The organism is Mycobacterium kyogaense (assembly GCF_036946525.1).
Lineage (GTDB): Bacteria > Actinomycetota > Actinomycetes > Mycobacteriales > Mycobacteriaceae > Mycobacterium > Mycobacterium kyogaense_A.
Genome location: NZ_JAQIIY010000015.1, coordinates 122,537 through 148,690 on the forward strand (window position 1 = coordinate 122,537; position 26,154 = coordinate 148,690).

The 26,154-nt window shown below is 68.0% G+C and carries 29 protein-coding genes and 1 pseudogene; 16 read left to right on the plus strand and 14 right to left on the minus strand.

What is annotated here, in order from left to right:
- Positions 1–10: 10 nt before the first annotated feature.
- Together PGN37_RS13710 and dut are read right to left on the minus strand one after the other, a co-directional pair.
- The gene (locus PGN37_RS13710; protein ID WP_335331570.1) at positions 11–718 is read right to left on the minus strand and encodes a DUF3710 domain-containing protein; all 708 of its coding nucleotides are present in this window, start codon (positions 716–718) and stop codon (positions 11–13) included.
- A gap of 33 nt (positions 719–751) precedes the next feature.
- Positions 752–1,216, minus strand: coding sequence for a dUTP diphosphatase (gene dut / locus PGN37_RS13715; RefSeq protein ID WP_335331571.1), 465 nt, complete (start codon positions 1,214–1,216; stop codon positions 752–754).
- Between the two features lie 25 nt (positions 1,217–1,241).
- Between dut and PGN37_RS13720 the strand changes: the two genes are divergently transcribed.
- Positions 1,242–1,721, plus strand: a complete 480-nt coding sequence (locus tag PGN37_RS13720) for a DUF3093 domain-containing protein (RefSeq protein ID WP_335331572.1) — start codon at positions 1,242–1,244, stop codon at positions 1,719–1,721.
- Positions 1,722–1,806: 85 nt separating this feature from the next.
- Here the strand turns inward: PGN37_RS13720 and PGN37_RS13725 are convergent, their stop codons facing one another.
- Positions 1,807–2,109 (minus strand): DUF4193 domain-containing protein, encoded by a 303-nt coding sequence (locus tag PGN37_RS13725; RefSeq protein ID WP_046366510.1) that lies wholly within the window; start codon positions 2,107–2,109, stop codon positions 1,807–1,809.
- A 179-nt stretch (positions 2,110–2,288) separates the two neighbouring features.
- On the opposite strand from PGN37_RS13725, the gene cei reads away from it, so the two are divergent.
- Positions 2,289–2,945 (plus strand): envelope integrity protein Cei, encoded by a 657-nt coding sequence (gene cei / locus PGN37_RS13730; protein ID WP_335331573.1) that lies wholly within the window; start codon positions 2,289–2,291, stop codon positions 2,943–2,945.
- A gap of 2 nt (positions 2,946–2,947) precedes the next feature.
- Here the strand turns inward: cei and PGN37_RS13735 are convergent, their stop codons facing one another.
- Complete coding sequence (locus tag PGN37_RS13735) at positions 2,948–3,820, minus strand: inositol monophosphatase family protein (protein WP_442932924.1); 873 nt, start codon at positions 3,818–3,820, stop codon at positions 2,948–2,950.
- A gap of 139 nt (positions 3,821–3,959) precedes the next feature.
- Here PGN37_RS13735 and ppgK point away from each other — a divergent pair, with 139 nt between their 5' ends.
- The 3 genes and pseudogenes from ppgK to PGN37_RS27320 all read left to right on the plus strand — a co-directional run bounded on the left by ppgK (position 3,960) and on the right by PGN37_RS27320 (position 7,565).
- Positions 3,960–4,763, plus strand: a complete 804-nt coding sequence (gene ppgK, locus PGN37_RS13740; protein WP_335331575.1) for a polyphosphate--glucose phosphotransferase — start codon at positions 3,960–3,962, stop codon at positions 4,761–4,763.
- A 197-nt stretch (positions 4,764–4,960) separates the two neighbouring features.
- Complete coding sequence (locus PGN37_RS13745; protein WP_335331576.1) at positions 4,961–6,421, plus strand: RNA polymerase sigma factor; 1,461 nt, start codon at positions 4,961–4,963, stop codon at positions 6,419–6,421.
- A 57-nt stretch (positions 6,422–6,478) separates the two neighbouring features.
- Positions 6,479–7,565 (plus strand): annotated as a pseudogene (locus tag PGN37_RS27320) (methyltransferase).
- Between the two features lie 5 nt (positions 7,566–7,570).
- Here PGN37_RS27320 and PGN37_RS13760 read toward each other — a convergent pair.
- Complete coding sequence (locus tag PGN37_RS13760) at positions 7,571–9,220, minus strand: hypothetical protein (RefSeq protein ID WP_335331577.1); 1,650 nt, start codon at positions 9,218–9,220, stop codon at positions 7,571–7,573.
- A 135-nt stretch (positions 9,221–9,355) separates the two neighbouring features.
- On the opposite strand from PGN37_RS13760, the gene PGN37_RS13765 reads away from it, so the two are divergent.
- A complete protein-coding gene (locus PGN37_RS13765) occupies positions 9,356–9,760 on the plus strand; it encodes a RidA family protein (protein ID WP_335331578.1) in 405 nt (134 codons plus the stop codon).
- Here PGN37_RS13765 and PGN37_RS13770 read toward each other — a convergent pair.
- Entirely contained in the window at positions 9,709–10,080 is a 372-nt protein-coding gene (locus PGN37_RS13770) for a DUF952 domain-containing protein (RefSeq protein ID WP_335331579.1), read from the minus strand. The genes PGN37_RS13765 and PGN37_RS13770 overlap by 52 nt on opposite strands.
- Positions 10,081–10,212: 132 nt before the next feature.
- Here PGN37_RS13770 and PGN37_RS13775 point away from each other — a divergent pair, with 132 nt between their 5' ends.
- Both PGN37_RS13775 and PGN37_RS13780 read left to right on the plus strand, forming a co-directional pair.
- Positions 10,213–10,404 carry a DUF7455 domain-containing protein gene (locus PGN37_RS13775; protein ID WP_221359708.1) on the plus strand — a complete coding sequence of 64 codons (192 nt, stop codon included), beginning with the start codon at positions 10,213–10,215 and terminating at the stop codon, positions 10,402–10,404.
- 27 nt (positions 10,405–10,431) lie between these two features.
- Positions 10,432–11,466 carry a YihY/virulence factor BrkB family protein gene (locus PGN37_RS13780; RefSeq protein ID WP_335331580.1) on the plus strand — a complete coding sequence of 345 codons (1,035 nt, stop codon included), beginning with the start codon at positions 10,432–10,434 and terminating at the stop codon, positions 11,464–11,466.
- Here PGN37_RS13780 and PGN37_RS13785 read toward each other — a convergent pair.
- Complete coding sequence (locus PGN37_RS13785) at positions 11,456–11,692, minus strand: DUF3039 domain-containing protein (RefSeq protein WP_335331581.1); 237 nt, start codon at positions 11,690–11,692, stop codon at positions 11,456–11,458. The two genes, PGN37_RS13780 and PGN37_RS13785, sit on opposite strands and share 11 nt — an antisense overlap.
- A 59-nt stretch (positions 11,693–11,751) precedes the next feature.
- On the opposite strand from PGN37_RS13785, the gene PGN37_RS13790 reads away from it, so the two are divergent.
- From PGN37_RS13790 to PGN37_RS13800, 3 genes are all read left to right on the plus strand, one after another.
- On the plus strand, positions 11,752–12,171 hold the full coding sequence (locus PGN37_RS13790; RefSeq protein ID WP_442932925.1) for a DUF3099 domain-containing protein: 420 nt from the start codon (positions 11,752–11,754) through the stop codon (positions 12,169–12,171).
- Positions 12,172–12,318: 147 nt separating this feature from the next.
- The gene (sigB, locus tag PGN37_RS13795) at positions 12,319–13,278 is read left to right on the plus strand and encodes a sigma-70 family RNA polymerase sigma factor SigB (protein ID WP_335331583.1); all 960 of its coding nucleotides are present in this window, start codon (positions 12,319–12,321) and stop codon (positions 13,276–13,278) included.
- A gap of 140 nt (positions 13,279–13,418) precedes the next feature.
- A complete protein-coding gene (locus PGN37_RS13800; RefSeq protein ID WP_335331584.1) occupies positions 13,419–14,108 on the plus strand; it encodes a metal-dependent transcriptional regulator in 690 nt (229 codons plus the stop codon).
- A 5-nt stretch (positions 14,109–14,113) separates the two neighbouring features.
- Here PGN37_RS13800 and PGN37_RS13805 read toward each other — a convergent pair whose 3' ends face one another.
- Positions 14,114–15,163 (minus strand): DUF4192 domain-containing protein, encoded by a 1,050-nt coding sequence (locus tag PGN37_RS13805; protein ID WP_335331585.1) that lies wholly within the window; start codon positions 15,161–15,163, stop codon positions 14,114–14,116.
- A 171-nt stretch (positions 15,164–15,334) separates the two neighbouring features.
- Between PGN37_RS13805 and sthA the strand changes: the two genes are divergently transcribed.
- Entirely contained in the window at positions 15,335–16,741 is a 1,407-nt protein-coding gene (gene sthA / locus PGN37_RS13810) for a Si-specific NAD(P)(+) transhydrogenase (RefSeq protein ID WP_335331626.1), read from the plus strand.
- On the opposite strand, the gene PGN37_RS13815 is transcribed toward sthA, so the two are convergent.
- Positions 16,738–17,544: a trypsin-like serine peptidase gene (locus PGN37_RS13815; protein WP_335331627.1), complete on the minus strand. Its 807-nt coding sequence runs from the start codon at positions 17,542–17,544 to the stop codon at positions 16,738–16,740. The two genes, sthA and PGN37_RS13815, sit on opposite strands and share 4 nt — an antisense overlap.
- A 198-nt stretch (positions 17,545–17,742) precedes the next feature.
- Here PGN37_RS13815 and PGN37_RS13820 point away from each other — a divergent pair, with 198 nt between their 5' ends.
- From PGN37_RS13820 to PGN37_RS13830, 3 genes are all read left to right on the plus strand, one after another.
- A complete protein-coding gene (locus PGN37_RS13820; protein WP_335331586.1) occupies positions 17,743–18,732 on the plus strand; it encodes a proteasome assembly chaperone family protein in 990 nt (329 codons plus the stop codon).
- A gap of 86 nt (positions 18,733–18,818) precedes the next feature.
- Positions 18,819–19,841 carry an alpha/beta fold hydrolase gene (locus PGN37_RS13825; protein WP_335331587.1) on the plus strand — a complete coding sequence of 341 codons (1,023 nt, stop codon included), beginning with the start codon at positions 18,819–18,821 and terminating at the stop codon, positions 19,839–19,841.
- 57 nt (positions 19,842–19,898) lie between these two features.
- Positions 19,899–20,591 (plus strand): PhzF family phenazine biosynthesis protein, encoded by a 693-nt coding sequence (locus PGN37_RS13830; protein ID WP_335331588.1) that lies wholly within the window; start codon positions 19,899–19,901, stop codon positions 20,589–20,591.
- Between the two features lie 6 nt (positions 20,592–20,597).
- Here PGN37_RS13830 and nrdR read toward each other — a convergent pair whose 3' ends face one another.
- Positions 20,598–21,062, minus strand: a complete 465-nt coding sequence (gene nrdR, locus PGN37_RS13835; RefSeq protein ID WP_335331628.1) for a transcriptional regulator NrdR — start codon at positions 21,060–21,062, stop codon at positions 20,598–20,600.
- Positions 21,063–21,219: 157 nt separating this feature from the next.
- Positions 21,220–21,708: a LysM peptidoglycan-binding domain-containing protein gene (locus tag PGN37_RS13840; RefSeq protein WP_335331589.1), complete on the minus strand. Its 489-nt coding sequence runs from the start codon at positions 21,706–21,708 to the stop codon at positions 21,220–21,222.
- Between the two features lie 207 nt (positions 21,709–21,915).
- Between PGN37_RS13840 and lexA the strand changes: the two genes are divergently transcribed.
- Positions 21,916–22,623 carry a transcriptional repressor LexA gene (gene lexA / locus PGN37_RS13845; RefSeq protein WP_335331590.1) on the plus strand — a complete coding sequence of 236 codons (708 nt, stop codon included), beginning with the start codon at positions 21,916–21,918 and terminating at the stop codon, positions 22,621–22,623.
- Between the two features lie 20 nt (positions 22,624–22,643).
- Here the strand turns inward: lexA and PGN37_RS27325 are convergent, their stop codons facing one another.
- The 3 genes from PGN37_RS27325 to PGN37_RS13855 all read right to left on the minus strand — a co-directional run bounded on the left by PGN37_RS27325 (position 22,644) and on the right by PGN37_RS13855 (position 26,128).
- Positions 22,644–23,372: a sunset domain-containing protein gene (locus tag PGN37_RS27325; RefSeq protein ID WP_442932926.1), complete on the minus strand. Its 729-nt coding sequence runs from the start codon at positions 23,370–23,372 to the stop codon at positions 22,644–22,646.
- 77 nt (positions 23,373–23,449) lie between these two features.
- Positions 23,450–24,814: an LGFP repeat-containing protein gene (locus PGN37_RS27330; protein WP_442932927.1), complete on the minus strand. Its 1,365-nt coding sequence runs from the start codon at positions 24,812–24,814 to the stop codon at positions 23,450–23,452.
- A 138-nt stretch (positions 24,815–24,952) separates the two neighbouring features.
- The gene (locus PGN37_RS13855) at positions 24,953–26,128 is read right to left on the minus strand and encodes an acyl-CoA dehydrogenase family protein (RefSeq protein ID WP_335331591.1); all 1,176 of its coding nucleotides are present in this window, start codon (positions 26,126–26,128) and stop codon (positions 24,953–24,955) included.
- Positions 26,129–26,154: the final 26 nt, after the last annotated feature.

Genomic DNA, 26,154 nt, shown 5'->3' on the forward strand with positions numbered 1-26,154 from the left:
GCAGCTCTGGCTAGCCGCCGGTGATGGTCCGCAGCTGTTGCATCGCCGATCCTTGCGCGGCGCGGCGCGCGGCACCGTCGGGCGGCTGCGGCGGCTCGGGTTCCTGCTGCTGTTGTTCCGGAGCTGCTTGCGCCTGCTGCGCGGCCGCGGCCTGCTCGGTGGCGGCACGCAACTGCTCGGCCATCTGCTCGGGAAGGGCGACAGGCAGCGGGGTCCGCACCGGCAGCGGGGTGTCGCCGCGGCGGACCACGGTGTCGGCGAGCGCCTCACGGGCCTGGTCGGCCAGCGCTCGGATGCTCTCCTCGGGGCCGTTGACCACACAGCGGATCATCCAGCGGTAGCCGTCGACGCCGATGAAGCGGACCACGGCAGGACCACCCGAGCCGACCACCTCGCGACCCCACGGGCCGTCCTCGATGCTGACCTTGGGCACGTCCTTGCGCAGCGACTCCGCCAGTTCGGAGGCCACCTCACGCCACAGACCCGTCGATTTCGGCGCCGCATAGGCGGCGATGGTGAAGCGGCCGTGCGGGGTCACCACCCAGACCGCGCTGGGCACCCCGGTCTCGTTGATCTCGACCTGCACCTGGCCCGCCTCGGGCATCGGAACCAATACGGACCCCAGATCCAGCCGTGCGATGGCGGCCTGGTCAGGGTCGTCGAAATCGTCGATGTCGAACGGGCCTTCGAGTTCCTCGTCGGCTTCCACTGCTACCACCTCAGGTCTGTCGGTACGTCTGTCGAGCCATCGTCACAGACTGGCATGCCCGCCGGAAGATCCGTGGCCACCGGCGCCGCGGGTCGTGTCGGCCAACCCCGCCTCGTCGAACGAGGTGACCTCCACCAGTTCCGGCAACTCCACCCGCTGCACGAGCAACTGGGCGATCCGGTCGCCCCGATGTATGACGACGGGCGTCTGCGGATCGAGGTTGATCAATGACACCTTGATCTCGCCGCGATACCCGGCATCGATCGTGCCCGGGCTGTTGACAATCGAAAGGCCAACGCGCGCAGCCAATCCCGACCGCGGATGGATCAGGCCGACCATGCCGTGCGGGATGGCCACGGCGATTCCGGTACCCACCAGCGCTCGGTGGCCAGGGGCCAGTTCGACGTCGACGGCACTGAAAAGGTCCACCCCGGCGTCCCCGTCGTGGGCCCGTTGCGGCATCGGCAGTTCCGGATCCAGGCGAACGACCGGCAGGGAGGTGGGCACGGCGTCAGAGATTACTCTTGGCCCCGTGTCCGACACGCACACCACCGCCCGCAGCGTTCGCTACCGCGAACGGCTCTGGGTGCCGTGGTGGTGGTGGCTGCCGGGGCTGGGCCTTACCGCGCTGATCGCCCTCGAGATCAACCAGGGCGTCCCCGCCCTGCCGCTGTGGCTCCCGTACGCCCTGCTTCTGCCGGTCGCGGCCGTGGCTCTGCTGTGGCTCGGCCGGATGGAGATCGCGGTGGTGGATCCCGGCACCGGAGGCGCGGAACTCTGGGTGGGACGTGCGCACCTTCCCGCCGCGGTGATCACCCGCTCGGCGACGGTGCCCAGAACAGCGAAATCGGCGGCACTGGGTCGACAACTCGACCCGGCCGCCTATGTCGTGCACCGGGCGTGGGTGGGTCCGCTGGTGCTGCTCGTGCTCGACGATCCCGACGATCCGACGCCGTACTGGCTGATCAGCGCTCGCCACCCCGACCGGGTACTCGCGGCCCTGAACTCCTAGGGCGCGCCAAACCAAGCTGACGTTCTAGGCCGCACCCTCTGGCCCGACTCCTCAACGCGGCTCGTCCCTCACCGCTTGATCGTCGTCAGGCCGCGCAGTCCGAGCAGATCATCACGCCGTTCTTCTCACTGGCCAAGCGGCTGCGGTGATGCACCAGAAAGCAGCTCGAGCACGTGAATTCGTCTGCCTGCTTCGGAATCACCCGCACCGACAGTTCCTCGCCCGACAAATCGGCGCCGGGCAGTTCGAACGATTCGGCGGTCTCGGATTCGTCGACGTCGACGACAGCAGACTGAGCTTCGTTGCGGCGTGCCTTCAGTTCCTCGAGGGAATCCTCGGAAACGTCGTCGGTCTCTGTGCGCCGTGGGGCGTCGTAATCGGTAGCCATGGCCTGTCCCCTCCGTGAAGCTCGTTGCAGCGTTGGTTTTGTACCAGCGTCGAACGCTTCCACCAAATGATTCGTGCCCGGAATCGGCCCTGATCTAATGTGATTTGCATCACATGGGCGACCGTTGCGCTGTCGGTGCCGGTAGGAGGCTTGGCGCCGGGGCCTCTAGAGTCTGTGCCGTGGTCGCGCAAATCACCGAGGGCACTGCGTTCGACAAGAACGGACGTCCCTTCCGCCGGCGGAACTTCCTGCCCGGCGCCCTGATGTTCGCAGCCCTGGCCGTGGCCGCGCTGTTGGTCTGGGTGATCGCGCTGTCCCAACCGCCGGACGTGCGCGAGGTCGCCGTGTGCAACCGCCCGCCCGCGCCCGCCGACCCCAACGCGCCCACCCCCACCCTCGGGGAGCAGGTGTCTCGATCGGACATGACGGACGTCACGCCCGCCAAGCTCGCCGACACCCGGATCAAGGTCCTCAACGCCAGCGGGCAGGGCGGTCAGGCCGGCGAAGTGGCCGGTGCGCTGCGTGATCTGGGATTCAACGAGCCCGAAGCCGCCAACGATCCCCTCTACGCGAACGGGCGCCTGCAGTGTCAGGGGCAGATCCGCTTCGGTCCCGCGGGTCGCGCAGCAGCAGCGTCACTGTGGCTGGTCGCGCCCTGCACGGAACTGTTCCAGGATCAGCGCCAGGACGACACCGTCGATCTGGCGATCGGCACCGATTTCACCGAGCTCGCCCACAGCGACGACATCGACGCAGTCCTGGCCAGCCTGATGCCCGACGCCACGGCCCCGGCCGACCCGTCACTGCTGACCAAGATCCACACGCAGACCTGCTGACCTCAGCGGTCCCCGACCTCGTCACGATCGATGTCGAGATCGACGCCGCAGCGCCGCAGGACGTCGTCGAACGCGGCGGCCACTCCGGGGGCCGCTGCCACCATGAGTCCGGCCCCCGTGGTCCCCGGCGCCCGCACCACCGCACCCGCCTCGGCGGCGATCAGCGCGCCCGCCGCCCAATCCCAGACGTGCACGCCGTCTTCGAAGTAGGCGTCGAGCCGGCCGGCAGCCACCATGCACAGGTCCAGCGCGCAGGACCCGATGCGCCGAAGATCCCGGATCTCGGGCAGCAGCTGCGCCACGACGGCGCCCTGGCGCCGACGATCGTCGGGCTGGTAGGAGAACCCGGTGCCGACGAGGGCCATCGGCAACGACGACACCGCATTGCAGTGCAACCGGGTGGTCTGCCCGTCGCGGACCACCCAGGCACCGTGGCCCGCGGCGGCGGCGTAGACGGCGTCGTGGGCGACATCGGCGACCGCGCCGGCGACCGGCACCCCACCCCGGTGCACGCCGATCGACACTGCGAATGCCTCGATGCCGTAGACGAAGTTGACCGTGCCGTCGATCGGGTCGAGCACCCAGGTGAGCCGCTCGTCCTGCTCGCCCTCGGGTCCGCCCTCTTCCTCCCCCAGGATCGACTCCCCGGGGCGCAGCTGCGCCAGCCGCTCGCGCAGCAGACGCTCGGTCTCCGTGTCGACGACGGTCACCGGGTCGGTCGGCGTGCTCTTGGATCGGATGGCGGCGTCGGCGTCGGCCTGACTGGCCTGGTCGAACACCTCGGCGCGGCGCCGCCTGACGAACGCCGCCGCTTCGGCGGCCAACTGCTGGGCGACCGCTGCGACGGCCAGTGGCTCGGTGTCGATCTCGCTCACACCGACCATCGCAGCACACCGACGCCCGCCGCGGCGGCCCGGGCTGGCAGCCCGGGATGACCGGAGTGACGCCCCCCGCGATTGGTCAGCCGATAGGGTGGGCACCGACCGGGCCGCCCACCTGTGCAGAGGAGCTTGCATGACTGCCACCGACTCACCTGCCACCGCATCCGAAAACGGCTCGCAGCGCCGCGGATTCGGCATCGACGTCGGCGGCAGCGGCGTCAAGGGCGGCATCGTCGACCTGGACACCGGGACGCTGATCGGCGACCGGTACAAGCTGCTGACGCCGCAGCCGGCCACCCCCGATGCCGTGGCCGCCACCATCGCCGAGGTGGTCAAGCACTTCGGGTGGGAGGGACCGCTGGGTGTCACCTATCCCGGCGTGGTGTCCGACGGGATCGTGCAGACCGCGGCCAATGTCGACAAGTCATGGATCGGCGCCAACGCGCGCGAGGTCATCAGCGCAGCGCTGGGCGGGCAGCCCGTCACCGTACTCAACGACGCCGACGCCGCCGGGCTCGCCGAAGAGAAGTTCGGGGCGGGGCGCGGCCACACCGGAGTGATCGTGCTACTGACGTTCGGCACGGGTATCGGCTCGGCGGTGATCCACAACGGCGCACTCCTGCCGAACACCGAGTTCGGCCACATCGAGGTCGAGGGCAAGGAAGCCGAGCACCGCGCCGCGAGCTCGGTGAAAGAGCGCAAGGACTGGACCTACGAGCGCTGGACCAAAGAGGTCACCAAGGTGCTGGTGGCGATCGAGAACGCGATCTGGCCCGACCTGTTCATCGCCGGCGGCGGCATCAGCCGCAAGGCCGACAAGTGGATTCCGCTGCTGGAGAACCGCACCCCCGTGGTCGCCGCAGCCCTGCAGAACAGCGCCGGGATCGTCGGCGCGGCGATGGCCGCGGCGGTCGACGTCACGGCTACTCACAAGTAACCGACGCGGCGCGCCCGTCAAATTTGCCGCTCGGCACGGTGCGCACCCACACTGTCGTTACAATGGTCGACGGCGGCCGCCTACACCGAGAGCGGCGGAGGTTCCTCACTAGAGATCGTCGCCGACATTCGACATAGCCGACACTTTTCGGTGGCGCACGCATGCGCGCCGAAACCCGCACGATTGGAAGGGTGTACGTGGCAGCGACAAAGGCAAGCCCGGCAACCGATGAGCCGGTGAAGCGCACCGCCGCCAAGACTCCCGCGAAGAAGGCGCCCGCGAAGAAGGCGGTCAAGAGCGCGCCCGCCAAGGCCGCCAAGCGTCCGGCCAAGGCCGCAGACGCTCCCGCCGGTCGCGGCCGGGCCAAGAAGGCGACCGGTGCCGACGGTGTCGACACCGACCTGAACACCGACGAACTCGAGACCACCGACGAACTCGACGGCGAGCCCGGCGAAGACCTCGAGGTCGAGGACACCGACATCGAACTCGACGACATCGACGTCGACGACGCCGGTGATGACAGCGAGGACGGCGGTGACGACGACGCCGACGAGCCCGCCGCCGAGGATGCGACCGCCGCCTCAGCAGCGTCCGGCAAGGCTGCTACGGCCGCCAAGGACGGCGCCGACGACGACATCGCCGAGCCCTCGGAGAAGGACAAGGCCTCCGGCGACTTCGTCTGGGACGAAGAGGAATCCGAGGCGCTGCGCCAGGCACGCAAGGACGCCGAACTCACCGCCTCCGCCGACTCGGTGCGCGCTTACCTCAAGCAGATCGGCAAGGTCGCGCTGCTCAATGCCGAGGAAGAGGTCGAGCTGGCCAAGCGCATCGAGGCCGGCCTGTACGCCACGCAGCTCATGGCAGAACTCACCGAGAAGGGCGAGAAACTGCCTGCCGCCCAGCGTCGCGACATGATGTGGATCTGCCGCGACGGCGACCGCGCGAAAAACCATCTGCTCGAAGCGAACCTGCGCCTCGTGGTGTCGTTGGCCAAGCGCTACACCGGCCGCGGCATGGCGTTCCTGGACCTCATCCAGGAGGGCAACCTCGGCCTGATCCGTGCGGTCGAGAAATTCGACTACACCAAGGGTTACAAGTTCTCGACCTACGCCACCTGGTGGATCCGGCAGGCGATCACGCGCGCGATGGCCGACCAGGCGCGCACCATCCGCATCCCGGTGCACATGGTCGAGGTCATCAACAAGCTCGGTCGCATCCAGCGCGAGCTCCTGCAGGACCTGGGCCGCGAGCCCACTCCTGAAGAGCTCGCCAAGGAAATGGACATCACGCCGGAGAAGGTGCTGGAGATCCAGCAGTACGCGCGTGAGCCCATCTCGCTGGACCAGACGATCGGCGACGAGGGCGACAGCCAGCTCGGCGACTTCATCGAGGACTCCGAGGCCGTCGTGGCCGTGGACGCCGTCAGCTTCACCCTGCTGCAGGACCAGCTCCAGTCGGTGCTCGAGACGCTCTCCGAGCGCGAAGCCGGTGTGGTGCGGTTGCGCTTCGGCCTCACCGACGGACAGCCGCGCACGCTCGACGAGATCGGGCAGGTGTACGGCGTCACCCGTGAGCGCATCCGCCAGATCGAGAGCAAGACGATGAGCAAGCTGCGCCACCCCAGCCGCTCGCAGGTCCTGCGCGACTACCTCGACTAGGTCGTCACCAAGCGTCGTCCAAGAATTACTCAAGGCGCTCCACTTACCGTCTCTGCCATGGGACGAACTCTTCCGCCGGTAGTGGTGATCCGCGCCATCGATCGGATGCGTGCAGCGCTCGCGCAGTGGCATCGTGGCACCGCCCCCGGCAACGTGGCGTTGCTCGAACTCGCCACCGGAGCCTGGACCACCCAGGTGCTCTACGTCGCGGCCAAGCTCGGCATCGCCGACCAGTTGGCCGGCGGTGCGCGCCATTCGGCGGACGTGGCGACGGCGGTGGGAGCCGATCCCGGCGCGGTGCATCGACTGATGCGCGCCATGACCAGTCGCGGCGCACTGCGTGAGCGGCGCGACGGCCGCTTCGCGCTGACGTCGGTGGGTCAGGCGCTGCGCGCCGACACCCCCGGCTCGATGCGCGACATGGTGTTGTTCATCGGGCATCCTGCGCGATGGGCTGACTGGGGCAGCCTGGACTACTCGGTGCGCACGGGTGAGCCTGCCGCCGACATGCTGCGCGGGATGCCGTTCTTCGACTACCTCGACACCGACCCGGAGTTCGCCGAGGTGTTCAACAGCGCGATGACCGCTGCCAGCGGACTGTCGAATGACGTTGCGCTGCAAGCCTATGACTTCACCGGCTGCCGGCTCGCCGTCGATGTCGGCGGCGGGCACGGGGCTGTGCTCGCCACCATCCTGGCGCAGGCACCGGATGCGCGTGGGGTGCTGTTCGATCTGCCGGCGGTCGTCGATGGAGCGGGCTCGGTCTTCGACGCTGCCGGGGGTCGCGGCACGCGCGAGTGTCGAGAGCGGATCTTTTCTCGACAGCGTGCCCGCCGGCGCCGACCTGTACGTGATGAAGAACGTCATCCACGACTGGGACGACGAACACTCGGTCACGATTCTGCGGAACATCCGTACCGGAATCGCCGCCGACGGCAGGCTGGTCCTGCTGGAAATGGTGCTCCCCGACCGCGCCTCGTCGTTCATCGGCCACATGCTGGACCTCGAGATGCTGCTGATGCTCCACGGTCGGGAACGCACCCGAGCCGAGTACTCGGAGTTGTTGCGCCGAGCGGGTTTTCGGCTCACCAAGGTGATTCCGACGGTCAGTCCGCTGTCGGTGATCGAAGCGGTGCCCGTCTAGGTCGCCTAGTCTGCGCGGTTACCCGCTCCGCCGGTACCTCCGCCGCCGCCGGCACCACCGGCTGTTCCGCTTCCCGCGCTTCCTGCACTTCCCGATGATCCGGCCGCTCCGGCGTTGTCACCGCGGGACCCGCCGCTGCCGCCGCGGCCGCCGAGTCCGCCGGCACCGCCGCCGCCCGTCGCTCCGCCGGCGCCGTCGCTGCCTGCCGAGTTCTGCTCTTCGCTGCCCGCGCCACCGCGTCCACCGGCGCCACCCGTGCCACCGGCGCCGCCGGTTCCGCCGCGGCCGCCGACACCGCCGTCGCCGCCGTCACCGTCGGTCACCGTGCCGCGCACCGGGTCGGACATGTCGATCCCGCCGTCGCCTCCGTCTCCACCGCTGCCGCCCGTCGCGCCGGTGCCACCCTGGCCGCCGGCGCCGCCCGCGCCGCCGACGCCACCGGTACCGGTCAGCCGGCCCGCGCGGCCGCCGGCGCCGCCTGCGCCGCCGGTCGCGCCGGTGCCACCCGTCGCGCCGGTCCCGCCGGCACCTCCGTTACCGCCCGTGCCGCCGAAGCCCACCGTGGAACCGATGTCGACGCTGCCGCCGTCGCCGCCGTCACCACCCCGGGCGCCGGTGCCACCGGCACCGCCGTTGCCGCCCCGGCCGCCGAACGCGGCGGCCCCGGGCGCGTTCTGCTGAGCCAGCCCGGCGTTCCCGCCGTCACCGCCCATCCCGCCGCCGGCTCCGTTACCGCCGTCGCCGCCGTTTCCACTGATCGTGAACTGGTGGCGACCGCCGAGGAGCCCTCTGGCGCCCTGGCCGGTGCCGCCCTGGCCGCCGGATTGGTTGCTGCCCGCGGCTCCGTCGGCGCCACGGCCGCCGTTGGCGCCGGTGATCGCTCCGTCGACGATGGTGCCGGTGAACGGCAACCCGGAGGTGCCCAGATAGCTGGGGTTGCCCGTCGCGCCGCGGCCGCCGGGAGCCGGGTTGTCGCCGTCGAGGCCCACCCCGCCCTTACCGCCGGCCCCGCCGTTACCGCCGTTTCCGTGCAGCGATCCGGCTGCCCCGCCAGCACCGCCCTTGCCGCCGGCCATGCCCGGCCCGCCGTCCGCGCCGTTGCCGCCGTCACCCCCGTTGCCGGTCTCGGCGAAGCGTCCGGCGTTGCCACCGGCACCGCCGTCCTGGCCCGGATACCGCCCGTCTCCCCCGCGGCCGCCATTTCCGCCAAGGAGTCCGCCGTTGCCACCCTTGCCGCCGTTTGCGCCATCGCCGCCGTCGCCCCACAGCAGACCGCCGTTGCGGCCGTTGCAGGCCGCGCCCGTGCAGTCCGCCGCGGCATCGGCGCCGTCACCGATGAGCCAGCCGCCGGTGCCGATCATCCGGACGCGCGGACCCGATCCCGGTACAGCGGCAGTCGTCGTGCCACCGTCGCCATGAACGACACCGGACCGACCTAGCCACCAGATGGTCTGTGCAGCACCGTCTTCTGCCGAGAGACTGGACTCCGTCGAGGCCAGCGCGACCTCCAGCCGAATGGGGTTGCCCGCGCCGGGCTGCAGAGCCATCACGAAGCCGACCCCGACCATCGCGGCCCCGCCGGTGCCCGCCGCCAACCACTGCCGCGCCGTGATGCGATGACGGCCGGCCGCTGCGCTGCGCCCAACTCTGGACATGTTCGATCCCCCCGCGATTGAGTCCATGAATTGCTGGAATCTAACCGGCAAATTGCGATCACAGTCAATAGGCACGCCGTCGGCCCTGAGGTTTTCCCATGTCGCGAGGGTTACGACGGCAGCTACGTTGGCAGCGTGCACCAGCGCGTCAACGTGTCCTCCGGCTCACCGTTCGAAGACCAGGTCGGCTATTCGCGGGCGGTGCGCGTCGGGCCGTTTATCGCCATCGCGGGCACCACCGCCCCAGGCCCCGATGCGGCCACGCAGACACGAGAAGTGTTGCGGCGCATAGCGATCGCGCTCGACCAGGTGGGCGCCGCACTGTCCGACGTCGTCCGGACCCGCATCTTCGTCACTGACATCGCGTCGTGGCATGAGGTGGGGGCCGTGCACGCCGACGTCTTCTCCGACATCCGGCCGGTGGCGACCATGGTCGAGGTGTCGGCCCTCATCCACCCCGGATTGTTCGTCGAAATCGAGGCCGACGCCTATGTCGAGGGCGGCAGCGGAGCGAACAGCCCGTCAGATCCCGGGCGGTAGGGAGTGACGCGGATCACAGCAGCTATCGGCAGTTCTCCGTACAAATGTGGGAACTCCATGCCATCTGGGTCGGCCGGAACCCCCGGCTCCCAGCGAACAGGAGACAACACCCGTGCCCCGTCGATGTGCAGCAGCACCAGGTCCGTGCGGCCGGCGTAGAGCCGGTTGGCGGGCAGGTGAACCTGATGCGGCGCGGACAGGTGGACGAAACCGACATCGGACAGTGAGGGCGGGTGATGCGCGCCGCACCTCTGCGCAGTCGCCCACTCGTCAGCGGTGCACAGGTGCACGAAGTCCGCAGCATCTCGCGGATCGGGCATACCAGCCGCCTCTCAGAGTCGCCGATCGGACGGCCGTGAGACACGACACACCCGTAAACCCCCGGGGAACAAGGCCGAAACCCCGAGCGTCTGACACAGTAGAACCACGTCGCTACACCCTATGGAGGTGCCATGACCGCAACGCTCACCAGTCCGGAATTGACCAGGGCTGATCGCTGCGACCGGTGTGGAGCGGCGGCCAAGGTACGCGCCAAGCTCCCGTCGGGCGCCGAGCTGCTGTTCTGCCAGCATCACGCCAATGAGCACGAGGCCAAGCTCGTCGAACTGGCTGCGGTGCTCGAGGCGAGCCCGGTGGAGTCGTAGCCAGAAATCAGCCATGCTGTGCTGGTCATGACTGACCAGTCTCCGCGCTCGGGCGACCGAGCGTCCCGGCCGAAGCCGTCGCGTCACCACATCAGGCAGATCTCGCTGAGAACGCTGTCGAAGAGTTGGGACGATTCGATCTTCTCCGAATCGGCTCAGGCTGCCTTCTGGTGTGCGTTGTCGCTACCGCCTCTACTGCTCGGCATGCTGGGCAGCCTGGCCTACATCGCACCGCTGTTCGGGCCCGACACCCTCCCGGTGATCGAAAGTCAGCTGATCAGCACAGCGGGACGGTTCTTCTCGCCCAACGTCGTCAGCGAGATCATCGAGCCGACCGTGCGTGACATCGTGCGGGGCGCGCGCGGTGAGGTGGTGTCGATCGGCTTCGTCATCTCGCTGTGGGCGGGATCGTCGGCCATCTCGGCGTTCGTCGACTCGGTCACGGAGGCGCACGACCAGACAGAGCTGAGACATCCGGTGCGCCAGCGCTTCTACGCGCTCGGGCTCTATGTCGTCATGCTGGTCGGGGCGATCATCACGGCGCCGTTCCTGGCGCTGGGGCCGCGCAAGATCGCCGAGTTCATTCCCGACAGCTGGGACAACGTGCTGCGGTTCGGGTACTACCCGGTGCTGTTCGTGGCGATCACCGTGGCCATGAACGTCTTGTACCGGGTGTCACTGCCCAAGCCGCTGCCCACCCACCGACTGCTCATGGGCTCGGTGCTGGCGACCACGGTGTTCCTCGTCGCCACGTGGGGTCTGCGGGTCTACCTGACCTGGATCACCAGCACCGGCTACACGTACGGAGCGCTCGCCACACCGATCGCGTTCCTGCTGTTCGCATTCTTCCTCGGGTTCGCGATCATGATCGGCGCGGAGCTGAACGCGGCGATCGAGGAGGAGTGGCCGGCGCCGGCCACCCACGTCAATCGCATGCGCGAGTGGCTGGAGACGCGATCGGAACCGGTGAGCGGCAACGGATCCGCGGCCGCCACCACCGCGTCAGCCGCGGCGGCAGCGCAAAAGGCAGCGGCAAAGGACTCCGACGCCGCTACTTCTTGAGCTGGTCGTAGATGCGCTTGCAGTCCGGGCAGACCGGCGACCCCGGCTTGGCCGACTTGGTCACGGGAAACACCTCACCGCACAGCGCCACGACGTGCGTGCCCATCACGGCGCTCTCGGCGATCTTGTCTTTCTTGACGTAGTGGAAGAACTTGGGGGTGTCGTCGCCGGTCCCGTCGTCGACGCGTTCGTCGGTGTCGGGCCGCTCGATGGTCTGGGTTTGCATGAGGCCATTCTGCCTGGGAATCAATTGGTAATAAATGCGGCAGGCATTGCCTGCTCCCGATGTGGAACAGTGGAGATATGAAACAAGGCCAAGAGCTGAGTTTCGACGACGAGGGTCGACCCGTACTGATCACCAGGGCCGCCCCCGCCTACGAGGAACAGCACCGTCAGCGGGTCCGGAAGTACCTGACATTGATGTCCTTCCGCATTCCGTCGCTCATTCTTGCCGCGGTCGCCTACGGCATCTGGCACAACGGCCTCGTCTCGCTGGCCATCGTCGTGGTGGCCATCCCACTTCCATGGATGGCCGTGCTGATCGCCAACGACAGACCGCCGCGGCGTGCCGAGGAACCTCGGCGCTACCAGAACCAGCAGCGCATTCCGCTGTTCCCCACCGCGGAGCGGCCGGCCATCGATGTTGGCCGTCCCCGGGCACCGCAACCTGGTTCGGACAATTCGGGCGACGACTTCCGCAGCTGAGCGCGTTCTTGCTCATTTCTCAGCACATTCTCAGGTCGAGCCCGAATAACCGCTGATCAGAAGGTGTGAAGCGGATCCATCGTGGGAACTCTGAGCGGGTCTGGGGCGTTGTAGCTCTTGAAAGTTCCACCCGATCAGGAGGCCGTCATGGCAAATGCCACCACCAGCCGCATGGACCAAGACCTCGACGCTCAGTCCCCCGCCGCCGACCTGGTGCGGGTGTATCTGAACGGGATCGGGAAGACGGCTCTGCTCAACGCCGCCGACGAGGTCGAACTGGCCAAGCGGATCGAGGCGGGGCTCTTCGCTCAGCATGTTCTCGCGACCCGTAAGCGGTTGGGCGAGAACCGCAAGCGCGACCTGGCGGCGGTGGTTCGCGACGGTGAAGCCGCCCGCCGCCACCTTCTGGAGGCGAACCTCCGCCTGGTCGTCTCGTTGGCCAAGCGCTACACCGGCCGTGGGATGCCGCTGTTGGACCTCATCCAGGAGGGCAACCTCGGGTTGATCCGTGCGATGGAGAAGTTCGACTACAGCAAGGGATTCAAGTTCTCCACCTACGCCACGTGGTGGATTCGGCAGGCGATCACCCGCGGTATGGCCGACCAGAGCCGCACCATCCGCCTTCCCGTGCACTTGGTCGAGCAGGTGAACAAGCTGGCCCGCATCAAGCGCGAGATGCATCAGAACCTCGGCCGCGAGGCCACCGACGAGGAACTGGCCGCTGAGTCGGGCATCCCCGTGGAGAAGATCAACGATCTGCTCGAGCACAGCCGGGATCCGGTGAGCCTGGACATGCCGGTCGGCAGCGACGAGGAGGCACCGCTGGGCGACTTCATCGAAGACGCCGAGGCGATGTCGGCCGAGAACGCCGTGATCTCCGAATTGCTGCACACCGACATCCGTTACGTGCTGGCCACTCTCGATGAACGCGAGCAGCAGGTGATCCGTCTGCGCTTCGGGCTCGACGACGGACAGCCGCGCACGCTGGACCAGATCGGCAAGCTCTTCGGGCTCTCCCGGGAGCGGGTCCGCCAAATCGAGCGGGAAGTGATGGCCAAGCTCCGTAACGGCGAGCGCGCCGACCGGCTCCGGTCGTACGCCAGCTAGACCTGTTCTGCCAGTAGGCCCGTCGGGTGTTCCCCGGCGGGCCTACTGCGCTGTCGAGACCCTGTGGTCCGTGTCGCCGCAGGAAGACCCGCTAACCGATCGGGTGGCCGGTAGACTCGCCCCGGACGGAGGGTGTGCGAATGAATGATCTAGTCGATACCACCGAGATGTATCTGCGAACCATCTACGACCTCGAGGAAGAGGGCGTCGTACCGCTGCGCGCACGCATCGCAGAGCGTCTTGAACAGAGCGGCCCCACCGTCAGCCAGACCGTGTCACGGATGGAGCGCGACGGTCTCCTGCGCGTCGCCGGCGACAGGCACCTCGAACTGACCGACAAGGGCCGCGCGCTGGCCGTGGCCGTGATGCGTAAGCACCGGCTCGCCGAACGCCTGCTGGTCGACGTGATCGGCCTGCCCTGGGAGGAAGTGCACGCCGAGGCGTGCCGGTGGGAGCACGTGATGAGCGTGGATGTCGAGCGCCGCTTGGTGCAGGTCCTCGACAACCCCACGACGTCCCCGTTCGGCAACCCGATCCCCGGGCTCGCCGAGCTCGGCGTGGACAGCCGGCTCGACGAGACACACAACCTCGCCCGCCTGACCGAACTACCTGCCGGCATGCCCGTCGCAGTGGTGGTGCGCCAGCTCACCGAACACGTCCAGGGCGACGTCGATCTGATCGCCCGGCTCAAGGACGCCGGCGTGGTGCCCAACGCGCGGGTGACCGTCGAGGTCAACGACCACGGTGGCGTGATGATCGTGATTCCCGGACACGAGCAGGTCGAACTGCCCCACGAGATGGCGCACGCCGTCAAGGTCGAGAAGGTCTGACCGCCTCACCCCGCACGCCTGCCGAACGTCAGGCGAGGCGGTAGCCGCACACCGAGCTGTGCAGCCAGCCGGTACCCGGTGCGCGCCAACTCCCGGATCTGTTCCGGGCGTAGGCCGGACTGCAGCGCCTGGTCGAGCATTCCCGCCATCCGGTGCAGCGGCTGACACCGCAGTGCGGCGTCCAGCGAGATCCCGGCGAGCGGCCCGTCACCGCGCGCGTACGCCGAGAAGGCCAGCAGGACAAGCGCTTCCACCCGCCATGGCGCCGGAAGCCGGCGCGACAGCTCGGCCCACAACGCCTCGGCCATGCCGGCCCGGTCGCCGACGGCGAGCGCATACAGCGTGTCCCGCACCCGAGGGTCGGTGAGCGCCAGCGCCAGCCGGGCGGCCTGTTCGTCGCAGACCGGTTCTCCGCCGGCGAGTTGCTCCGCGCACTGCAGGGCATGCTCGATGTCGCTGCGGGCGTGGACACCCGGGCGATCACCCTCGAGCGGCCCGGCGGCCTCGATCATCTGCGCCAGCTCGGCGCAGTGCACCGGATCGCTGACAGCCACGACGTCGAGCAGCTCGTCGCGGCGCGCGTAGAGCCGCCGGCCGTCGAGCACCGCGGCCGCCGCGACGGGCGACGCGCTCGGGTCCTCGACCGCACCGGTGGCGCCGCAGCCGTCGGCGCAGCTCCACCGCCCACCCGCGGCGACCGCATCGACGACGTGCACGGCGAGCAGCTCGATCCCCCACCGGCTCACCTCCCGCTCGAGATCGCGCGCCCATTCTCGATACAGGTCCTTGCACATGGGACAGCTCGCTCCCTCCGCATCGACGATCACCGCGATCACCGCCTCCGCATCCGATGCGGCCGCCAGCTCGGCCAGATGCGGCAGACACGTCTCCCGCGACTCGGACAGGTCGGCACGCATCACCGCGCCCATCTCGTCGTCGGCAACGGTGACGAGCACGATCGATTTCTCGGGCACGAAGCCCAGCACGGCAGGCAGCGCCGCGATCAGGGCGCCAGGCCGGTCGAGGGGAGCGTCGGGGTGTGGTGTTGAGGACATACCGCCAACCTGGCAACCGCCACCGACACCGAGGCGCTGTCGCCGTCGCGGCACCGCCGAACTGGGGATCAAATCGGCTGTGGGGATAACACGGGGCAGTGTTCACGAGAAGTTGACCTCCGTCGGCATGCGTACCGGCGGCAACCGCGCGAGTCTGTCTGCATGGCTTCGATGGTGGAATACGACCTGGTGGTCATCGGCTCGGGTCCGGGAGGACAGAAGGCCGCGATCGCCGCCGCCAAATTGGGCAAATCCGTGGCGGTCATCGAGCGCGGACGGATGCTCGGCGGCGTCTGCGTCAACACCGGAACCATCCCCTCCAAGACCCTGCGCGAGGCCGTCGTCTACCTGACCGGCATGAACCAGCGCGAGCTCTACGGCGCGAGCTACCGGGTGAAGGAGAAGATCACGCCGGCCGATCTGCTCGCCCGGACCACGCACGTCATCAGCAAGGAACAGGACGTCGTGCGATCCCAGCTGATGCGCAACCGCATCGACCTCATCTCCGGCCACGGCCGGTTCGTCGACGCGCACACCATCGAAGTCGATGATCCCGAGCGGCGCGAGCACACCACGGTGAGGGGCCAGTACATCGTCTTGGCCACCGGGACCAAACCCGCCCGTCCCGCGGGTGTGGAATTCGACGACGAGCGGGTGCTCGACTCCGACGGCATCCTCGACCTCAAGATCCTCCCGACGTCGATGGTGGTCGTCGGGGCCGGCGTGATCGGCATCGAGTACGCGTCGATGTTCGCCGCGTTGGGCACGAAGGTGACGGTCGTCGAGAAGCGCGACGCGATGCTCGAATTCTGCGATCCCGAGATCATCGAGTCGTTGAAGTTCCACCTGCGGGATCTGGCGGTGACATTCCGCTTCGGCGAGGAGGTCACCGCGGTCGACGTCGGTTCGACCGGCACGGTGACCACCCTGGCCAGCGGCAAGAAGATCCCTGCCGAAACAGTGATGTACTCCGCCGGCCGGCAGGGGCAGACCGAACACCTCGATCTCGCCAACGCCGGCCTGGAAGCCGACGACCGCGGCCGCATCTTCGTCGACGACAACTTCTGCACCAAGGTCGATCACATCTACGCCGTCGGCGACGTCATCGGATTCCCCGCACTGGCGGCCACCTCGATGGATCAGGGCCGGTTGGCGGCCTACCACGCCTTCGACGAACCGTGCCACGGCATGACGGAGTTGCAGCCCATCGGAATCTATTCGATCCCCGAGGTGTCCTACGTCGGCGCGACGGAAGTGCAGCTGACCAAGGACTCCGTGCCCTACGAGGTGGGTATCTCTCGGTACCGGGAGCTCGCGCGGGGTCAGATCGCCGGCGATTCCTACGGCATGCTCAAGCTGCTGGTGTCCACAGAGGACCTCACAGTGCTCGGGGTTCACATATTCGGCACCAGCGCAACGGAACTGGTGCACATCGGGCAGGCCGTGATGGGCTGCGGCGGAACCATCGAGTACCTGGTCGACGCGGTGTTCAACTATCCGACGTTCTCCGAGGCCTACAAGGTCGCCGCACTGGACGTGATGAACAAATTGCGCGCCCTCAAGCAGTTCCGCGCCTAGGTCTCGCCGCAGCCGTCGTCGAAACTCGCCGGCGGGTCGTCGGACGGCCCGTCTGACTCCGCCCGGGTCACGAGCGCGCGGACGGCGTCGCCGAAGGCCGGTGTGTAGGACACCTCGTCGCGGCAACCCCCGCCGTCGAGTCCACCGATGACACCCACCACCGTCGACCCCACCAACCACGGTGCACCGGAGAAGCCGGCCACGATGCCGTCACAGTGCACCACCGGGTATCCCTCCCGTGGCGGTGCGGTCGCCGCAGAGCACGCTGTCGGGCCTCCCCCGATGCCGGCGCCGTAACCGACGACCGTGACATCCGTTCCGGGCACGGGCGCAGCACCCAGGTGCAGGCCGCCGCCTGCCAGCGACCGCAGTGAATCACCGTCGTTGCGACTGACCCGCGCGACCGCGAAATCAGCTGCGGGATCCTGGTCGGCCATCCAGCGCGGATCGAGATAGATGGCGTCAAGTCGCCACAGGGCATCCGGTGCCGCCTGATCGGAGAATCCGGGCACGAACGTGGTGTCCGCCCCGTCTGTGACGCAGTGCGCGGCGGTCAGAATCAGGTCGGCGACCGCGGACTCGATGACCGAGGCCGTACAGAAGTGCAGGTCGTCGGTGCCGTAGAACAGTGCCCCCATCCTGCTGTCCGGGGAGACCGGATGAGCGGCAGCGAGCGTCTGCGCGGCGCTCGTCGTCGCCGGGGCCTTCGCCGACGGCGGCTCCGAGTACGCGGCCCCGCACGCGGTCAGCGAGGCCGTGATGAGCACGGCCAGCGCGGGCCGGGCACAGGCGAACAGGCGCATACCCACCGATGATCCTCCATCTGGCGTTTCCATGACGGTCGACGAGGGTAGAACCGCCCGACGCCGCGGAATGTCACATCGGTCGACCAGCGTTCGAACTCACGGGTGGTGAGCCGCGCACGGATGACTCCGGTGGGGCGCGGGATCGCCGGTGAGGGACACTGGTGGAACACCCGACATCGAGAGGAGGCAAGGGCCATGGCTGACGAAACAGAGTCCGGTCAGCACTACCAACCCGAGCAGACAGGGATGTACGAGCTCGAGTTCCCCGCGCCCTCGCTCTCCTCCCCCGACGGCCGCGGACCGGTGCTGATCCACGCACTCGAGGGCTTCTCGGACGCGGGCCGGGCGATCAAGCTGGCCGCCGAGCACCTGAAGAACACTCTCGACACCGAATTGGTGGCCTCGTTCGCGATCGACGAGCTGCTCGACTATCGGTCGCGGCGCCCCCTGATGACGTTCAAGACCGACCACTTCACCAGCTACGAGGAGCCCGAACTCAACCTGTACGCGATGCGCGACAGCGTCGGTACGCCGTTCCTGCTGCTGGCCGGTCTCGAACCGGATCTGCGCTGGGAGCGGTTCATCACCGCGGTGCGGTTGCTGTCCGAGCGGCTGGCGGTGCGGCGTGTGATCGGTCTGGGCGCGATCCCGATGGCCGTGCCGCACACCCGACCGATCACCTTGACCGCGCACGCCAACGACAAAGAGCTGATCACCGAACACCAGCCGTGGGTGGGTGAGGTCGTGGTGCCGGGCAGCGTGTCGAATCTGCTGGAATTCCGGATGGCCCAACACGGCCACGAAGTTGTGGGCTTCAGCGTGCACGTGCCGCACTATCTGGCCCAGACCGAGTACCCGGCCGCCGCCGAAACGCTGCTCTCCGAGGCAGCCCGCAGCGGATCGTTGCAGATCCCGACCGCCGACCTGAGCCGGGCCGCGGCGGAGGTCGCCGAGAAGGTCAACGAACAGGTGGCCGCGAGCGCGGAGGTCGCTCAGGTGGTGGACGCCCTGGAGAGGCAATACGATGCGTTCGTCGCCGCACAGGAGAACCGGTCTCTCCTCGCGCGCGACGAGGATCTGCCCAGCGGTGACGAACTCGGCGCCGAATTCGAGCGGTTCCTCGCCCAGCAGGCCGGCGAGTACCAGAAGGACAAAGACAAGGACGATCCCCGGGACAGCTCGTAATCGTCCCGGGTCCAGGCGGGCCTGCACGGGCCCGCACGTACCTGTCCCGACGACGAGGTGGGCGACATGACATGTGATTTCGGGCGATGACTGAGCGCAAGCCAAACCTGCGCCCCGTGCGCGAACTGACGCCGACGCTGCAGTTCCGCACGATCCACGGATATCGGCGGGCCTATCGCATCGCCGGCTCCGGGCCCGCGATCCTGTTGATCCACGGAATCGGTGACAACTCCACCACGTGGAGCACCGTGCAGACCGCACTCGCGCAGCGGTTCACCGTCATCGCACCCGATCTCCTCGGCCACGGGAAGTCCGACAAGCCCCGCGCTGACTATTCGGTAGCCGCTTACGCCAATGGCATGCGGGATCTTCTCAGCGTGCTGGGGATCGACAGTGTCACCGTGGTGGGGCACTCGCTCGGCGGCGGCGTAGCCATGCAATTCGCCTACCAGTTCCCCCAGTTGGTCGAACGGCTCATCCTCGTCGGGGCCGGTGGGGTGACCAAGGATGTCAACGTCGCGCTGCGGCTCGCGTCGCTGCCCATGGGCACCGAAGCCCTTGCGCTACTTCGACTGCCGTTGGTGCTCCCGGCCCTGCAGCTCGTGGGCCGGCTGGGAGGTGCGATGTTCGGGTCGACAGGCGTGGGCCGCGACATCCCGGACATGCTGCGAATCCTCGCTGACCTCCCGGAGCCGACGGCCTCATCGGCGTTCGCACGGACGCTGCGGGCCGTCGTGGATTGGCGGGGTCAGGTCGTCACAATGCTGGATCGGTGTTATCTGACGCAGTCGGTGCCGGTGCAACTGATCTGGGGCAGCTGCGATTCGGTGATTCCGGTCGACCATGCTGAGATGGCCCACACCGCGATGCCGGGCTCACAGCTCGAGATCTTCCCCGGCTCAGGGCATTTCCCCTTCCACGACGATCCGGACCGCTTCGTTGAGGTGGTCGAGAAGTTCATCGACGGGACCCAACCAGCGGTCTACGACCAGGAGTATCTGCGTACGCTGTTGCGCACGGGCATCGAAGAGAGCGCACTGTCGGGTTCGGTGGACACCCGAGTCGCTGTGCTCGATGCGATGGGCGCAGACGAGCGCAGCGCCACCTGAGCGGTGCCCGTCTACGGCACGGACCGTTGCGGCGCGTCCACGACGTAGCATCGGGTCATGGCCATCGACGTGACCGTGCTGCGGGTGTTCACCGACGAGAACGGCGACTTCGGCAATCCTCTCGGTGTCATCGACTCCGCCACCGTCTCCCCCGCGGACCGGCAGGGCATTGCTACTGAATTGGGTTACAGCGAAACAATTTTCGTCACTACCCCCGAGCCCGGCACCCATACCGCGCACGCTCACATCCACACGCCGACAACCGAATTGCCCTTCGCAGGGCATCCGACTGTCGGCGCGGCGTGGTGGCTCAAGCATCAGGGCACGCCGATCCGGACGCTGCAGGTGCCTGCCGGCATCGTCCAGGTCGACTACTCCGATGACCTGACCATGGTGAGCGCCAGGGCCGAATGGGCGCCCGAATTCGCGATCTATGACATCGACAGCGTCGAGTCCTTGGCAGCTGTCGACCCCGATGACTACGGCGACGGCGACATCGACGAACACTATCTGTGGACTTGGCGCGACCGCGAGGCCGGAGCCATTCAGTCACGGATGTTCGCTCCAGGCCTCGGCATTCGCGAGGACGAAGCGACGGGCGCTGCGGCCGTGCGTATCACGGAGTATCTGAGTCGCGACCTCACCATCGTTCAGGGCCGCGGATCCGTCATTCACACGGTGTGGAGCCCGCAAGGGTGGGTCCAGGTGGCCGGGCGGGTGGTCGAGGACGGACGCCGCGAGATCGACTGAACGATCTCAGCTGCCCGCGGACACCTCTCGGTGCGCGCGTAGCGCCTCGATCTCGCGCTCGAAGTCCTCGGCCGACGAGAAGGACCGGTACACCGAGGCGAATCGCAGATAGGCCACTTCGTCGAGGTCGCGCAGGGGGCCCAGGATCGCAAGGCCCACTTCGTTACTGGGCACCTCCGGCGATCCGGTGGCGCGCACGGCGTCCTCCACCGTCTGGGCGAGCAGATTGAGCGCATCGTCGTCGACCTGCCGACCCTGGCACGCTCGCCGCACGCCTTTGATCACCTTCTCGCGGCTGAACGGCTCGGTGACACCGCTGCGCTTCACCACGGCCAGTACCGCGGTCTCCACGGTGGTGAATCGGCGTCCACATTCCGGACAGGATCGGCGGCGGCGAATGGCCTGACCTTCGTCGGTCTCTCGGGAATCGACCACCCGCGAGTCGGGATGGCGGCAGAACGGACAGTGCACCACTGCTCCTTCACCGCACCGACGGACCACTTCGAACGTCTTCGAGCGTACCTGCGGGCGCAGTGCGCAGCTCAGCAGCAGACCCATCGGCGCGTTCCAGGGCGAGATGTCCACGGTCGCCACCACGCTGCCTCCCGGTCCGGTGTCCTGTCTGCCGTCAGGCGACCGGGGCGATCAGCGTCTGTCCGGCGGTCAGCGCAACCGTCTCGAGCTGGTTGAGTTCGCGAATCCTGGCGACCACGTCCGTGACCGGCGCATGCGGAGCGACCCGCTCGGCGACCTGCTGCAACGACTCCCCCGTGTGCACCTGGACGACGGCCAGCCGGCCCGGCACCTCGACCTGCGGTCCGACCACACCGCCTGCCTGGGCCACCAGACCCAGCCACAACGTGATGGCACCGGCGACGAGCGCCAGTACGACGGTGGCAGCGGGCGTGATGGGACGGCGCCGGTGCGACGCGCGCGACACCAGCACGCCGCTGCCGCGGTAGCTCAGACGCGCACCGCCCGGACGCTGGTGGGCCCGCTGCCGGGCCGCCCTGGCAGCACGCGTGTTCGGCGAGGCAGAGGTGGCCGGCTCGATCCGCACGGGACGCGCGACGCGGCCCACGGGCTGACGAACATCGGGGGTGTGGAGAACGGTCATCTGACTGCCTTTCGCTCCGGGGATTCGCTCTTGTGTTCGAACACTACTCGATCAGGTGTTCGATCGATAGAACATGTGATCGAACTGTTGCGAACGCTAACGGAGGGCACCGACAAGTCGTCGCGACGACGGATTCCACCCCGACACGGGCGACACGCCTCGAACACATGTTTGATTCCGCGTGCGCTGCGCGTTACATTCGTGGTCATGAGCGACGACAGCAGCGACACCACGGCCGGTCCGGACTCCGCCAACCGACGTGACCGCGGGTCAGGCCTGACCGAACGTCAACGCACCATCCTCGACGTCATCCGTTCGTCGGTGACCACCCGCGGCTACCCACCCAGCATTCGGGAAATCGGTGACGCCGTCGGCCTGACGTCCACCTCCTCGGTGGCGCATCAACTGCGCACCCTGGAACGCAAGGGCTACCTGCGCCGTGACCCGAACCGGCCCAGAGCCGTCGACGTGCGCGGCGTCGACGATGCAGCCGCCACGCCGATCGTCGCCACCGAGGTCTCCGGCTCCGACGCCCTGCCGGAGCCGACGTTCGTCCCGGTGCTCGGACGTATCGCAGCCGGAGGACCGATCCTCGCCGAGGAGGCCGTCGAGGACGTGTTCCCGCTCCCTCGTGAGCTCGTCGGGGACGGGTCGCTGTTCCTGTTGAAGGTCGTGGGTGAGTCGATGATCGACGCCGCGATCTGTGACGGCGACTGGGTGGTGGTGCGCCAACAGAACGTCGCCGACAACGGCGACATCGTCGCCGCGATGATCGACGGCGAGGCCACCGTCAAGACGTTCAAGCGCACCAAGGGTCAGGTCTGGCTCATGCCGCACAACCCGGCCTTCGACCCCATCCCCGGCAATGATGCTGCCGTCCTCGGCAAGGTCGTCACGGTCATCCGCAAGATCTGACCCGGCACCGACGGGGTTCGTCAGCTCCCGCGGACGAACCCGTTGGTGCGGGCGATCTCCTCAGTGGCGAACCAGATTTCGGCCCGCGCCTCGTCGTAGTCGGCGCTGCCGGGGCTCCAGAACAGTCCTGATCGGGTGTCGGCCTTGATCGGATACCCGTCGGGAATCGCATCGGGATCATCGAGCGGCAGGTGCAGCGCCGTGCCCATCGGTGCGATGTCATCGTCGTCATCGATCCGAGCGTGTCTACCGGTGTCGTTGAGCTCGTCGCGCTCGGGAGCCGGGGCGACCAGTGGTGCGGCCGCGAACGCCGAGGTGACGGCCGCGTGGTCCGACTCGGCGTCATCCTCGCGCGAGGGCTCGTCGAGCGCGGGCTCCTCGAATACCGGTTCCTCGTACTCCGGATTTTTGAATACCGGTTCCTCGTCGACCACGTCGTCGCGTACAGAATCCCCGGCGAGATCGGGCTGTTCGACGTCGTGATCGGTCGCAGAGTCGTAGTCGGGCGCGGACTGTATCCGGGTCGGTGCGGTGTCGACCGAGTCGGGGTCATCCTGCTCGACGAAAGGATCGGCCTCGTGGCCGACCGCGGCGGGACGATCCGTCGCTGCGGACTCACTGAGCCCCCACAGGTCCAACCCACTCGGTTCGTGGCCTTCGGCGGGAGTCACGGGCCGCGCGCCGGGAGCCACCGACCCCAGACCCTCGCGCGCATAGCGGTCGGCGAACTGCGCGTCCTCCCCCCGCATCCGACGACGACTCCGGGTCGTCGTAGCCACCGGCGTCGTGGTCGTCTGAGTCGTAGGGAGGCAGTGCGAACGAGTCATCATCGCGATCGCGGCCCTCGACGCCGCGCGATCGCCAGCCCGACCACCGCGAGGATCAGCAGCACCGGGATGATCGCCAGCAGCCACCACCATTCCCAGCGCACCCCCGTCACCCGATCCGGAGTCGCCGCCCTGCGCCGACGGCGTGGGTTGCGTCGCCTCCTGGCCCGGAACGTCCAGGCCGACGAGCTGCGGAGCGAGGTTCGCCGGCTCGGTGCTGAATCGCTTGGTGCCGGTGTCGTAGGTGATCGCGCCGCCACTGAACTTCTGGGTGATCGCGTTGCCGCTCTGTGTCTGATCGGGACACCGGTGCACCGAGTGTGCCCGTGGCACCGCCCAGTTTCTCCCACGCCCGCGTTCAGAGCACCGCGCACGATCACCGCGCCGTAGTCGGGCGTCCAGAAGATGACCGGCTTGTCGGCCGCCGCGAAGCTGCTCATTCTGCTGGCCGGGGCGACGCCGCCGTCCACTTCGCCGGTCACCGGGAATCCGAGGTCGCCCTCGGGGCCTCCCACGCTTTCGTACTTTTCGAGCACCTGGCCGGTCACGACGTTGGCGCCGGTCGCGGGGCTGTAGAAGATCTTGCCGTTGACGAAGTTCTGGCCGAGACCGTCGGAGCCGATCTTGTACGGCTCACCGTCGCTGGCGCCCAACGGCCCGAGCGGACCTCCGGCGGCGCGGCGGGCGGCGTTGATCGCGGCCACCGGATCGTCCGGTACGGAGAGATCGGCGAGCTGACCAGCCAGATCGGCCGGGGCGGTGGTGAACTTCTTGGTGCGCCCGTCGTAGGAGATCTGGCCGCCGGTGAATTTCTGCGTCACCACCGCACCGTCGTAGGTCTCGTCCTCGGACGGCACACCCAAGGTCCCTGACGAGCCTCCGAGCCGGTCCCAGGCCGCGTTGATGGGGCCGCGAACCACGTGTGCGCCCGTGTCCGGAGTCCAGAAGATGACCGGATTGTCGGACGCGCTGAACGTGCTGTTGACGCTGTTGGGGGCCCGACCCGGCCCCTCGTCGATGGTCGGAAACCCGAGATCGCCGTCGGCGGGGCCGCCCAACGACTCGTACTTCTCCAGGATGGCGCCCTGCATGAAGTGCGCACCGGTGGCCGGGGTGAAGAACACCTTGCCCGATGCGAAGTTCTGCGCGAAGCCGGCGCCGATCGGGTAGACGTCGCCGGAGACGGGCCCCAGCGGGCCGGTGTCACCGCCGGTGGCCTGCCACGTGGCGGTGATCGCGTTGCCGGCATCGACGTCGGGTTGCGCGGTGGCGACCGGCGACGCCAGGAGCGCCGCGGCGACCCCCAGCAATCCGAGTGCCCAACGACTGGTCCTACGTCGACGCAGCATCGGCTGCCGGGTCATTCAACCTCCCCGTGGTCGGCGACTGAGGTAACTCCATCACGGTTCAGCGAAAATTACCGCGTGCGTTCACTCTGCGTCAGTGGACCCTGTTTACCAAGCCACCTCGCCGAACTGTGCTCCGAAAATGCCACCGCCCGGCTAGACGCCCAGGCTGCGGCCGATGATCTCCTTCATGATCTCGGTGGTTCCGCCGTAGATGGTCTGCACGCGGGCGTCGAGGTAGGCACGCGCGACGTCGTATTCACGCATGTAGCCGTATCCGCCGTGCAGCTGCAGGCAGCGGTCGATGAGGTGGACCTGCTTCTCCGTGGAGTACCACTTGGCCATCGCGGCCTGCTCGACGGTGAGCTTGTCCTCGAGGTGAAGTCGGATGAACTCGTCGACCATCATGCGCACCACGGTGGCTTCGGTGGACAGCTCCGCCAACAGGAATCGGCTGTTCTGCTGGCTGCCGATCGGCCTTCCGAATGCCTTGCGCTCCTTGGCGTACTGCAGCGTGCCGGCCAGCACCGCTTCCATGGCCGCGGCGGCCATGATCGCGATGCTGATGCGCTCCTGCGGGAGGTTCTGCATCAGGTAGATGAAGCCCTGACCCTCCTCGCCCAGCAGGTTCTCGACCGGCACCTTCACATCGGTGAACGACAGCTCCGCGGTGTCCTGGGCGTCCAGGCCCACCTTGTCGAGCTTGCGCCCCCGCTCGAAGCCCTCCATGCCGCGCTCGACGACCAGCAGCGAGAAGCCCAGCGCACCCTTGTCGGGGTCCGTCTGCGCCACCACGATCACCAGATCGGACAGGATTCCGTTGGTGATGAAGGTCTTGGAGCCGTTGAGCACGTAGTGGTCCCCGTCGCGCACCGCCCGGGTCTTGATGCCCTGCAGGTCGCTGCCGGTGCCGGGTTCGGTCATTGCGATCGCGCTGATGTACTCGCCGCTGCAGAACTTCGGCAGCCAGCGCTGCTTCTGCTCCTCGGTGCCCAACCGGATGAAGTACGGCGCCGTGACGTCGTTGTGCAGGCTGAAGCCCAGGCCGCTGTAGCGGCCCGCGGTGACCTCTTCGGTGATGACGGTGTTGTAGCGGAAGTCGGTCACCCCGCCGCCGCCGTACTCCTCGGGGACCGCCATGCCGAGAAAGCCCTGCTTGCCCGCTTCGACCCAGACGCTGCGGTCGACCAGCTTGTCGGCCTCCCACTGATTGTGGAACGGCACGACGTGGCGCTCGAGGAAGGTCCGGAAGGAGTCGCGGAACATCTCGTGCTCCGGTTCGAACAGCGTGCGCTCGTAGGCGATGACGGATTTTTCGGCTGCAGAGCCCATGGAGGTTCCTCGCGTCGGTGACGGGT

Excerpts from the sequence above, each read along its gene's own strand:
- PGN37_RS13725 (WP_046366510.1), bottom strand. The coding sequence starts at position 2,109 with ATGGCTACCGATTACGACGCCCCACGGCGCACAGAGACCGACGACGTT.
- ppgK (WP_335331575.1), top strand. The coding sequence starts at position 3,960 with ATGACTGCCACCGACTCACCTGCCACCGCATCCGAAAACGGCTCGCAG.
- PGN37_RS13760 (WP_335331577.1), bottom strand. The coding sequence starts at position 9,220 with ATGTCCAGAGTTGGGCGCAGCGCAGCGGCCGGCCGTCATCGCATCACG.
- PGN37_RS13770 (WP_335331579.1), bottom strand. The coding sequence starts at position 10,080 with ATGCCCGATCCGCGAGATGCTGCGGACTTCGTGCACCTGTGCACCGCT.
- PGN37_RS13775 (WP_221359708.1), top strand. The coding sequence starts at position 10,213 with ATGACCGCAACGCTCACCAGTCCGGAATTGACCAGGGCTGATCGCTGC.
- PGN37_RS13780 (WP_335331580.1), top strand. The coding sequence starts at position 10,432 with ATGACTGACCAGTCTCCGCGCTCGGGCGACCGAGCGTCCCGGCCGAAG.
- PGN37_RS13785 (WP_335331581.1), bottom strand. The coding sequence starts at position 11,692 with ATGCAAACCCAGACCATCGAGCGGCCCGACACCGACGAACGCGTCGAC.
- PGN37_RS13790 (WP_442932925.1), top strand. The coding sequence starts at position 11,752 with ATGTGGAACAGTGGAGATATGAAACAAGGCCAAGAGCTGAGTTTCGAC.
- sigB (WP_335331583.1), top strand. The coding sequence starts at position 12,319 with ATGGCAAATGCCACCACCAGCCGCATGGACCAAGACCTCGACGCTCAG.
- PGN37_RS13800 (WP_335331584.1), top strand. The coding sequence starts at position 13,419 with ATGAATGATCTAGTCGATACCACCGAGATGTATCTGCGAACCATCTAC.
- PGN37_RS13805 (WP_335331585.1), bottom strand. The coding sequence starts at position 15,163 with ATGTCCTCAACACCACACCCCGACGCTCCCCTCGACCGGCCTGGCGCC.
- sthA (WP_335331626.1), top strand. The coding sequence starts at position 15,335 with ATGGTGGAATACGACCTGGTGGTCATCGGCTCGGGTCCGGGAGGACAG.
- PGN37_RS13815 (WP_335331627.1), bottom strand. The coding sequence starts at position 17,544 with ATGCGCCTGTTCGCCTGTGCCCGGCCCGCGCTGGCCGTGCTCATCACG.
- PGN37_RS13820 (WP_335331586.1), top strand. The coding sequence starts at position 17,743 with ATGGCTGACGAAACAGAGTCCGGTCAGCACTACCAACCCGAGCAGACA.
- PGN37_RS13825 (WP_335331587.1), top strand. The coding sequence starts at position 18,819 with ATGACTGAGCGCAAGCCAAACCTGCGCCCCGTGCGCGAACTGACGCCG.
- PGN37_RS13830 (WP_335331588.1), top strand. The coding sequence starts at position 19,899 with ATGGCCATCGACGTGACCGTGCTGCGGGTGTTCACCGACGAGAACGGC.
- PGN37_RS13840 (WP_335331589.1), bottom strand. The coding sequence starts at position 21,708 with ATGACCGTTCTCCACACCCCCGATGTTCGTCAGCCCGTGGGCCGCGTC.
- lexA (WP_335331590.1), top strand. The coding sequence starts at position 21,916 with ATGAGCGACGACAGCAGCGACACCACGGCCGGTCCGGACTCCGCCAAC.
- PGN37_RS27325 (WP_442932926.1), bottom strand. The coding sequence starts at position 23,372 with ATGCGGGGGGAGGACGCGCAGTTCGCCGACCGCTATGCGCGCGAGGGT.
- PGN37_RS27330 (WP_442932927.1), bottom strand. The coding sequence starts at position 24,814 with ATGACCCGGCAGCCGATGCTGCGTCGACGTAGGACCAGTCGTTGGGCA.
- PGN37_RS13855 (WP_335331591.1), bottom strand. The coding sequence starts at position 26,128 with ATGGGCTCTGCAGCCGAAAAATCCGTCATCGCCTACGAGCGCACGCTG.